Here is a 9,270-nt window from a genome sequence, read left to right on the forward strand (position 1 = left end):
TACCTCGGTTCGTCTCAGCCGCGCCGCAAATGCTCGTCCAGCCGCGGCATGATCTCGACGAAGTTGCAGGGCATGTGCCGATAGTCGAGCTGCGGCTTCAAGATGCCGTCCCAGGCGTCCTTGCAGGCGCCGGGCGAGCCCGGCAGCACGAAAACGAAGGTGGCGTTGACGACGCCGCCGGTTGCCCGGCTCTGGATCGTCGAAGTGCCGATCTTGTCGTAGGAGATGCGGTGGAACACTTCGGAAAAGCCGTCCATGCGCTTTTCGAAGATCGGCTCCAGCGCTTCCGGCGTCACATCGCGGCCGGTGAAGCCGGTGCCGCCGGTGGTGATGACGACATCAATCGCTTCGTCCTTCGACCAGCCCAGGACCTTGTCGCGAATCTTATCGCGGTCGTCGGTGACGATGTCGCGGGCGGCCAGGACATGGCCGGCCTCGGCAATGCGGTCGGCCAGCGTCTGCCCGGATTTGTCGTCGGCGAGGCTGCGCGTATCGGAAACGGTCAGTACCGCGATGCGCACGGGAACGAAGGGGCGGCTCTCGTCAATCCTGGCCATGGGCATCAACCTCCGATGTCACGCTTCGCGTCGCGGCGACAAACCAGTCGGGATGGCGGCCGCGGATATCGACGGCCGCGCGCTTGGCCACATTGCCGGTCTCGAACAGCCCGAAGCAGGTGGCGCCGGAACCGGACATCCTGGCAAAACCGGCTCCGGCCTTGTTGAGCACGGAAAGCGCCTTGCCGATGGCGGGCTGGATTGCGCGCGCCGCAGGCTCGAGATCGTTGCGGGTGATCTCCAGCCAGTTGCGGATGCTGTGGAAGTCGAGGCTGCGCGGCAGCGGCGGCAGTCCCGCATTGTCGCGGCGGCCAAGCGCCTCGAACACGTCGGCCGTCGAGACGGCAGTGCCGGGATTGACGAGCACCAGACCCAGCGCCGGGAAACCCGGCACGAGCGTCAGCTCGTCGCCGATGCCGCGGGCTATCAGCGGCTTGGCTGCGAGGCACATCGGCACGTCGGCGCCGAGTGACAGGCCGATCCGCGCCAGTTCGGCATCGCCGACATCAAGTCCCCAGGTCTGGACCAGGGCGCGCAGCACAGCCGCCGCATCGCTCGACCCGCCGCCGACACCGGACGCGACCGGCAGGTTCTTTTCGAGCCTGATCGCGACAGCCGGTGCGTGCTGGAGACCGGCCTCGCGCCGCAGTGCATCGCGCGCTCTCACCACCAGATTATTGTCGTCGACCGGCACCGCGGAGGCGTATTTGCCAGACACGGAAAACCCATCGCTGTCGGCAAGTTCCGTCTCGATGCGGTCGCCGAAGCGCGTGAACACAGCCAGGCTTTCGATCGTGTGATAACCGTCGGCGCGCTGGCCGGTGACGTGCAGCGCGAGATTTATCTTGGCGTGCGCATGCGATGCCCGGATGCTGGCCTCGGCGTTCACTGGCTCGGCCGCGAGGGGGACGACGGTCAATCCTTGGCCAGACGGTATTCGCCGGTCTTGGGATCCTTGACCAGCGTTCCCATCGTACCGTTGGCGGCCTGCTTTTCGGTACGCCGCACCTTGGCGGTCACACGCTCGGCTTCCCTGACGAAGGAGCGGTAGCCGAAATAGGCGGCAATGCCGACGACGGCGAAGAAAATGATCTGCGGCATGTCAAACTCCTCCCTCGCAAGGCCGGCAAGGCGGCCGGTCGGGTCGGTTGATGATTTATGCTAGACGCTTTCACCAGCTTTTCAAAGCCCGAAGCGCGCCCACAGCGCGCGCTCTTCCGCCGCATCGATGACGCCGCTTGCCGCGGCGGCGGCGATATCGGGCGCCGAAAAGCTCGAGCCGAACAGGCCGAAGCGGCCGAACAGGCCGCGCGGCGCGGTGATCAGCTTGAGCTGGGTCTTCGGCCCGAATCGGCTCTTCAGCACGCTGCGCATGTCGCCGAGCGCATCGACCAGCCCGAGCTCCAGCCCCTTTTTGGCCGTCCAGAACAGGCCAGTGAACAGGTCGGGATCGTCCTTGAGCTTGTTGCCGCGCCTGTCCTTGACGAGGTCGATGAAGGTCTCGTGGACCTCGAGCTGCAGCGCCTTCAGGCGCTCGACGTCTTCCTTCTTTTCCGGCTTGAACGGGTCGAGCACCGCCTTGTTCTGGCCGGCGGTGTGGACGCGGCGCTCGACGCCGATCTTCTTCAACAGCTCCGGAAAGCCGAACGAGGCCGAGACCACGCCGATCGAGCCGACGATGGAGGACGGGTCGGCAAAGATCTCGTCGCCGGCGACCGCGATCATGTAGCCGCCCGATGCCGCCACGTCCTCGACGAAAACCAGGACTTTCTTGTTCTTCTCGCTCGCCAGGTCGCGGATGCGCCTGAAGATCAGCCGCGACTGCACCGGCGAACCGCCTGGCGAATTGATCGAGATGGCGACCGCCGGCGCGTCGAAGGAAAACAGCTTTTCGAGAAGGCCGGCGGTGGAAGCGAGCGACAGGCTCGGCCGGAACTGGCCGCCGCCGGGCATGATCGTGCCGTGCAGCCGGATGACCGGAATGGTGACGACGGTGGAGCGCCAGGATTTCGGCAGCAGGCGGTTGAAAAGGCGTTTCACGAGGGGGCGGTCTCCGGTCGATTTGCTTGAGGCATGTAGGAATTCGCCGGCCAACGGCAATGCCGTCACCCCGGCAATCAGAATGGATCAGTCTCCGAACAGCGACGCCAGCCCGTTATTGATCAGCTCCGCCCGCTCCGAAGGGCCATTGCCTGAATAGGCATGCAGCATCAGCGGTGGCTGGATCGACAGTTTGCCGCGTGCGCCGAGTGCTGCCCGGACAACGATGCGGATCGCCGCCGCTTCGGGGCGAGGGTGGACGGCCAGCATCTCGGCATCGCCGAAGCGGCCGGCGATGGCATCGAGGATGGCGCCGAGCTGTTCCGGCCGGGCGATGACGGCCAGCCCGCCGCCCGGTCTGACCACCGCGGCCGCGCTGCGGATCCAGCTGTCGAACAGCCCATCCTCCGAGACATGCGCGGCCTTTCTCAGCGGATCGGGCGTCGCGCGATCCTCGGCGGCATTGAACGGCGGGTTCATGATGACGAAATCGAAGCTGTTGTCCTCGAGGCCGGCGGCCGTTCGCGCCCGGCCCGACAGCGCGACATCGGCGACGAGCACCGAAGCGCGGTTGCTGAGATGCGCATTGCCGGGATGGGCAAGCGTGGTGGTGGCGAAGGCCGCCATTTCCGGGGAACGCTCGACAAGCACGGCCGCGGCACCGGGGCAGCGCGACAGGACCGCCAGGCCGGCGGCACCGGCACCCGCGCCAAAGTCGGCAAGCCGCCCGGCGAACGAGGACGGCACGGCAGCCGCCAGCATCATCGCATCCATGCCGGCGCGGTGGCCTGCCTTTCTCGGCTGCACCAGCCAGAAGCGACCGCGATGAAAGGCATCGACCGTATGAGCCGGCATGTCCGGGACAAGGGCAGCGGGCGACGCGGACATTATTTTTGGCGGATCTCGTTGGCGATGCCGGCATCCGTCAGGATGCGCCGCGCCGCATCGGCCTTGTCGGCGTCCACCATGACACGGCGGGGCAGGATGCCGATCGAGCCGTCGAGGACGCTCATATTCTGGTCGGCGACGAAACAGCCGATGCCGGCATCGCGCATCAGCGATTCGACAAACGAAATGATGACGGCGTCGTTGGTGCGGATGAGCTCTATCATCGGGTGAAACTCGCAGTTTGCGGCGTTGATGTAAACGTAGGCGTGATCATGTACCAGAGCCGGCGCGCCAATTCGCCTCTTGCCGCGCCGGTGGGTGACACCCTAGAGTCTGTCCAGGGACCATGTTGCCGTCGTGCATATCGAGGTTGGGAGTTTTGCCGTGGGTGTCGTTCTCAACATTGAAAACGGGAAGCGCGAAGCCGCCTCGATAAAGGACCTCATCGACCTGACCGCGGCCGACATGGGGCGCGTCAACAAATTGATCCTGTCGAAGGCCGGCTCCGATGTCGAGATGATTCCGGAGATAGCCAACCATCTGATCTCGTCGGGCGGCAAACGGCTGCGGCCGATGCTGACGCTCGCCGCCGCCCAGATGTTCGGCTATTCCGGCGACGGCCATGTCAAGCTCGCCACATCGGTCGAATTCATGCATACCGCGACACTTCTCCACGACGACGTCGTCGACGAAAGCGGCATGCGGCGCGGCAAGAAGACGGCGCGTATGATCTGGGGCAACCAGGCCAGTGTTCTGGTCGGTGATTTCCTGCTCGGCCAAGCCTTCCGCATGATGGTCGATGTCGGCTCGCTTGAAGCGCTCGATATCCTGTCGAGCGCCGCTTCGGTCATCGCCGAAGGCGAGGTGATGCAGCTTGCCGCCGCCAAGAACCTCGAGACCACCGAGGATGAGCATTTCGCGGTGATCAAGGCCAAGACCGCGGCGCTGTTCTCCGCTGCCGCCGAGGTCGGCCCGGTCATCGCTCAGGCGACGCGCAATGATCGCGCAGCACTCCGCTCCTACGGCATGAATCTCGGCCTTGCCTTCCAGCTGATCGATGACGCGCTGGATTACGGCGGCACCAGCAAGGACCTCGGCAAGAATGTCGGCGACGATTTCCGCGAGGGCAAGGTCACGCTGCCGGTGATCCTCGCCTATCGGCGCGGCACCAAGGCCGAGCGCAGCTTCTGGAAACGCGCCATCGAGGACAATGCCGCCGACGATGCCGGGCTGGAAAAGGCAATCGGCCTGATGCTCCGCCACGGCGCAATTGCCGACACCATCGGGCGCGCCCGCCATTTCGGCGAAATCGCCCGCGACGCGCTGGCGCCGCTCGAGGCGACGCCGCAGAAATCGGCGCTGATCGACGTCATCGATTTCTGCATCAGCCGGGTGAATTGACAGGCGTCGCGGCGCGAGGCCGGGACGCCGCTTGTTCTCATCGAGCCTTTGCCGGAAGAACCATTGCTGCCAGCAGGCTAGCGACGATGCCCGCCGCCGCGAGCCGGAAGGCGACCTGGATGCCGTCGGCGACGGCAATTTTCAACGCATTGCCGGACAATTCGCCGATTTGGCTGTTCGCAATCGCAATCAGCACGGCCATGCCGATGGCGTTGCCGACATTGAGCGTCGTCGAAGCCATCCCCGAGGCGACGCCTTGCTGGTCATGGGCAACGCCGGAAGCGGCGGCAATCCACATTGCGGTCCAGACGATGCCGTGTCCGACGCCGGAGACGATCAGGCCGGGTACGAGGGACAGATAGCTGCTGTCGGCAGTCGCGCCTGATACCATCAATGCTGTGCCGACCCCGCCGACGATCATGCCGCCGACCAGGGTGCTGCGCGTCGAAAAGCGCGTTGCCAGACGCTCGCCGAGTTGCGTACCGGTGGCGATGGCGACCGACGGCACGAGAAAGGCGAGGCCCGTCTGCAAGGCAGTGAAGCCGTGCACGTTCTGCAGCAGCACGGTGAGGAAGTAAGGCAGCGCGCCGAAAGTGGCCATGTAGAGAAAGGTTATCGTCATGCCGGCGACAAGGCTGCGGTTGTGGAACAGGCGCAGCGGCATCAGCGGGTCGGCGCTGTTGGCCTCGATCACGGTGAAGGCAATCAGAAACAATGCCGCCAGCAGCGCGCTGGCGATGATTGCGCCAGAGCCCCAGCCATATTCAGACCCCTGAACCAGGGTGAAGACAAGCAGCGTCGCGCCGGCGGTGACGGTCAGCGCGCCAGGCAGATCGAAGCTGCGCTGCTCGTGCCGCGTGCTGTCACGTGGAATGATGGCGAAAGCCGAGATGATGGCGATCCCGGCCAACAGCACGTTGACGTAGAAGACCGACGGCCAGCCGAAGGCGCTGGTCAGAAACCCGCCGGCAAGCGAACCGAGCGTCAGGCCGCTGGCGCCCGCGCCGCCCCAGACGGCGAGCGCCCGGTTGCGTTCCGGTCCCTCGGCGAACAGGCGGTTGATCAGCGACAGCGTTGCAGGAAACAGGAACGCGGCGCCGATGCCTTGTACGGCGCGGGCCGCGATGATGATTTCCGGCGACCAGGCGAGGCCGCCGACCAGAGATGAGAGCGCGTAGAGCCAGAGCGCGAAGATGAAGACGCGGCGCTGGCCGATCAGGTCGGCGGCCCGGCCGCCGAACAGCAGGAAGCCGCCGGTGAACACGGCGTAGGCGCTGACCACCCACTGCAGTGTCTGGCCTGAAAATCCGAGGCCGGCGCCGATCTTCGGCAACGCCACGAAGACGATGTTGAGGTCGAGCGAGATGATGAGCTGCGCGAAGGCGAGCAGCGCCAGCGTTGCGCCATGTTTCGCCCTGCTTGCTCCCTGCGTTATCGCCCCGAGCGGCGCGCCTTGACCCAGTGAACTCATGCCGGACTCCGTGTCGACAATTATTTAATGATCGACAAAGAATTGAGATTTGCAATCCGAAGTCAAGCGGATTATTTGTTGATCGACAAAAATTGGAGACCGCCATGGCAGGCAGGCCAAGGGAATTCGACCGCGACCAGGCGCTGGAGAAAGCCCGCGACGCTTTCTGGAGGCGCGGCTACGAGGGCACCTCGATGGCCGATCTCGTATCGGCGCTTGGCCTCGCATCGGCGCGCATCTATGCCGCCTTCGGCTCGAAGGAGGATCTGTTTCGCGAAGCGGTGGCGCTTTACGAGGCCAATGAGGGCGGCTTTGCCACGCGCGCGCTAGAGCAAGAACCAAATGTCCGGCGCGTCATCGAGCGCATGCTTCGCGACGCCGTAGAAATTTATACGAGGCGGGGGCGGCCGCAGGGCTGCATGGTGGTGACGGCTGCGACCAATTGCGCCGTCGAAAATGACGCCGTGCTGCAATGGCTGGCGGAGCATCGGCTGGCGCGTACCGCGTCGATCGTCGAGCGATTGAAAAAGGCCGTGCGCGATGGCGAATTGAAGCCGGATACCGATGCCGAGACGCTGGGTGACTATTACGCCACGCTGATGCACGGCCTTTCGGTGCAGGCACGCGACGGCGTGCCGAAAAAGCGGCTGCACGATCTTGTCACCGTCGCCATGCAGGCGCTGGACGCAAGCCTTTCGCAAGCGTCCTGAGTTTCTTCAGGGCCGTGACGCCGGTTTCCCATTGCCGGATTGCCGCAATGCGGTCGTGCGACCTCTTTCGGCATGGTTTATTAATTGCTTGACCCGATTGTGAATTCGGGCCGGGTTGAAGCACGACCCCAAAAAGGCCATGCTTTACCTGTAAAGATCGAGTCTACGGCGATCCCGCTGACGCGGAGATGGCGTTTGGCTGAAAGGGATATGATGCGGCAAGGATATGCGCGCTGGCTGACGGGGCTGGCAATCGCGACGGGCATGGCGATCTCGGCTTTGCCGGCGCATGCCAAACAGACCGCCGAGCCGGTCAGGATCACATCCTTCTCGGGGGCCTATCTCGCCGCCAGGATTGCCGACGGCGACAACGACCTCGACAGCGCCATTTCCTATTACAAGCAGGCGCTTGCGTTCGATCCGAACGATACGGGACTGCAGCAGAGCCTGATGCTGTCGCTGATCGCGCAGGGGCGCTTCGATGAATCCCTGGTCTATGCCGACAAGCTCAAGGCGGTTCCCGATGTCGAGCGCTTCTCGCGCCTGGCGCTGGCCATCGATTCCTTCCACAAGAAAGATTTCCCCAAGGCCGAATACTGGCTCAAGCTGTCGCTCGAATCCGATCTCGACCGCCTGATCTCCGGCGTCATAACCGGCTGGGCCAAGCAGGGTGCGGGTGACGCCGGCGAGGCCATGGCTTCCATCGACAAGCTGCAGGGCCCCGACTGGTTCAGCCTGTTCAAGTCCTTCCACCGTGCCTTGATTGCCGACGCCTCCGGCCTGCCCGACAGGGCGGATGCGCTCTACACCGCCACCGTGCAGGACACGGCGGCAGGCGGTGCGGCCCCCGAAACATGGATGCGCAACGCGCAGGCCTACGCCTCTTTCCTCGCCCGCAAAGGCGACAAGGCCAAGGCGCTGTCGGTGCTCGACAAGGCCGAGGCGTTCGCCCCCGGCAAGGTCGAGATTGCGGCCCTTCGCGACAAGATCAACAAGGGCGAAAAGATCGAGCCCTTCGTTGCCGGTCCGTCGGACGGCGCCTCGGAAATCCTGCTCGATCTCGCCACCGCGCTCAACCGCGGCGGCGGCGAGCCGTTCGTGCGGCTTTATCTGCAATATGCCCTGGCGTTGCGGCCCGACAACGACGCGGCGCTCGTTCAGCTTGCCGCCGTTGCCGAGCAGTTGAAAGATGGCGAGGGCGCCATCGCGCTCTATCGCCGCATTCCCGCTGGCTCGCCGCTGAAGGAGCTTTCGGACCTGCAGCTTGGCCTCAACCTTGCCGATCTCGACCGCAACGACGAGGCGATCGCTCACCTCAAGGCCATCGTCGATGCGCATCCAGACGACATGCGCGCCTATCTGGCGCTCGGCGGCGTCTATTCCTCGAAGGAGGATTTCCGCTCCGCCGCCAATCTCTACGACAAGGCAGTCGAGGTGCTGAAGACGCCGACCGCCGCCAACTGGAACATTTTCTACCAGCGCGGCATCGCCTATGAGCGACTGAAGGAATGGCCGAAGGCCGAGCCGAATTTCCGCAAGGCGCTGGAGCTCTACCCCGACCAGCCGCAGGTTCTGAACTATCTCGGCTATTCCTGGGTCGACAAGAACATGAACCTCAAGGAAGGCCTCGCGATGATCCAGAAGGCCGTCGACCTGAGGCCGAGCGACGGCTACATCGTCGATTCGCTGGGCTGGGCCTATTACCGCCTTGGCCAGTTCGACGATGCGGTGCGCGAAATGGAACGCGCCGTTTCGTTGAAGCCCGAGGATCCGGTGCTCAACGATCACCTCGGCGACGTCTACTGGCGCGTCGGCCGCAAGCTGGAAGCCACCTTCCAGTGGAACCAGGCCCGCGACCTGAAGCCGGACCCGGACGTGCTTGCCGCCTTGCAGCAAAAGCTGATGAAGGGCCTGCCGCCGATCGAATCCAACACGGCGCAGGAAACCCCGAACGTAAAGCCCGTGCCGGCGCCCGCGCCCAAGGGGTGACCCTTCTTTCCTTCTCCCCTTGTGGGAGAAGGTGGATCGGCGCGCAGCGCCGAGACGGTTGAGGGGTGTCGGACGGATTGCCGTCGGTGCCAAGCTGGAACACCCCTCATCCGACCGAGCTTCGCTCGGCCACCTTCTCCCACAAGGAGGGCTTTGCACGGGGAAGCGAAATCCTGGTTGGTGAGTTAATGGGGCTTTTTTGATGGCCGGGAAA

The 9,270-nt window shown here is 64.4% G+C and carries 10 protein-coding genes; 3 read left to right on the forward strand and 7 right to left on the reverse strand.

What is annotated here, in order from left to right:
• Positions 1–14: 14 nt before the first annotated feature.
• The 6 genes from moaB to NKJ23_RS23900 all read right to left on the reverse strand — a co-directional run bounded on the left by moaB (position 15) and on the right by NKJ23_RS23900 (position 3,709).
• Positions 15–557, reverse strand: coding sequence for a molybdenum cofactor biosynthesis protein B (gene moaB, locus NKJ23_RS23875; RefSeq protein WP_352682803.1), 543 nt, complete (start codon positions 555–557; stop codon positions 15–17).
• Positions 544–1,446: a 4-(cytidine 5'-diphospho)-2-C-methyl-D-erythritol kinase gene (locus NKJ23_RS23880; RefSeq protein ID WP_352682815.1), complete on the reverse strand. Its 903-nt coding sequence runs from the start codon at positions 1,444–1,446 to the stop codon at positions 544–546. The genes moaB and NKJ23_RS23880 overlap by 14 nt, the downstream gene beginning before the upstream one ends.
• Positions 1,447–1,472: 26 nt before the next feature.
• Complete coding sequence (locus NKJ23_RS23885; protein ID WP_023674078.1) at positions 1,473–1,658, reverse strand: membrane protein; 186 nt, start codon at positions 1,656–1,658, stop codon at positions 1,473–1,475.
• Between the two features lie 81 nt (positions 1,659–1,739).
• Positions 1,740–2,597, reverse strand: coding sequence for a S49 family peptidase (locus NKJ23_RS23890; protein ID WP_352682805.1), 858 nt, complete (start codon positions 2,595–2,597; stop codon positions 1,740–1,742).
• Positions 2,598–2,684: 87 nt separating this feature from the next.
• Positions 2,685–3,485, reverse strand: coding sequence for a tRNA1(Val) (adenine(37)-N6)-methyltransferase (locus NKJ23_RS23895; RefSeq protein WP_352682806.1), 801 nt, complete (start codon positions 3,483–3,485; stop codon positions 2,685–2,687).
• Positions 3,485–3,709, reverse strand: a complete 225-nt coding sequence (locus NKJ23_RS23900) for a putative signal transducing protein (protein ID WP_023674082.1) — start codon at positions 3,707–3,709, stop codon at positions 3,485–3,487. Before NKJ23_RS23900 ends, NKJ23_RS23895 begins: the two co-directional genes overlap by 1 nt.
• Positions 3,710–3,869: 160 nt before the next feature.
• Between NKJ23_RS23900 and NKJ23_RS23905 the strand changes: the two genes are divergently transcribed.
• Positions 3,870–4,886 (forward strand): polyprenyl synthetase family protein, encoded by a 1,017-nt coding sequence (locus tag NKJ23_RS23905; protein WP_292663011.1) that lies wholly within the window; start codon positions 3,870–3,872, stop codon positions 4,884–4,886.
• A gap of 37 nt (positions 4,887–4,923) precedes the next feature.
• On the opposite strand, the gene NKJ23_RS23910 is transcribed toward NKJ23_RS23905, so the two are convergent.
• Complete coding sequence (locus NKJ23_RS23910; RefSeq protein ID WP_352682808.1) at positions 4,924–6,357, reverse strand: MFS transporter; 1,434 nt, start codon at positions 6,355–6,357, stop codon at positions 4,924–4,926.
• A 104-nt stretch (positions 6,358–6,461) separates the two neighbouring features.
• Here NKJ23_RS23910 and NKJ23_RS23915 point away from each other — a divergent pair, with 104 nt between their 5' ends.
• Positions 6,462–7,067, forward strand: a complete 606-nt coding sequence (locus NKJ23_RS23915; protein WP_352682810.1) for a TetR/AcrR family transcriptional regulator — start codon at positions 6,462–6,464, stop codon at positions 7,065–7,067.
• Between the two features lie 213 nt (positions 7,068–7,280).
• The gene (locus tag NKJ23_RS23920) at positions 7,281–9,056 is read left to right on the forward strand and encodes a tetratricopeptide repeat protein (RefSeq protein WP_352682818.1); all 1,776 of its coding nucleotides are present in this window, start codon (positions 7,281–7,283) and stop codon (positions 9,054–9,056) included.
• Positions 9,057–9,270 lie beyond the last annotated feature (214 nt).

The organism is Mesorhizobium sp. M0184, from assembly GCF_040322215.1.
Lineage (GTDB): Bacteria > Pseudomonadota > Alphaproteobacteria > Rhizobiales > Rhizobiaceae > Mesorhizobium.

Coding starts and splice junctions, on each gene's coding strand:
- NKJ23_RS23910 (WP_352682808.1), bottom strand. CDS start 6,357: ATGAGTTCACTGGGTCAAGGCGCGCCGCTCGGGGCGATAACGCAGGGA.
- NKJ23_RS23900 (WP_023674082.1), bottom strand. CDS start 3,709: ATGATAGAGCTCATCCGCACCAACGACGCCGTCATCATTTCGTTTGTC.
- NKJ23_RS23895 (WP_352682806.1), bottom strand. CDS start 3,485: ATGTCCGCGTCGCCCGCTGCCCTTGTCCCGGACATGCCGGCTCATACG.
- moaB (WP_352682803.1), bottom strand. CDS start 557: ATGGCCAGGATTGACGAGAGCCGCCCCTTCGTTCCCGTGCGCATCGCG.
- NKJ23_RS23915 (WP_352682810.1), top strand. CDS start 6,462: ATGGCAGGCAGGCCAAGGGAATTCGACCGCGACCAGGCGCTGGAGAAA.
- NKJ23_RS23885 (WP_023674078.1), bottom strand. CDS start 1,658: ATGCCGCAGATCATTTTCTTCGCCGTCGTCGGCATTGCCGCCTATTTC.
- NKJ23_RS23920 (WP_352682818.1), top strand. CDS start 7,281: ATGCGGCAAGGATATGCGCGCTGGCTGACGGGGCTGGCAATCGCGACG.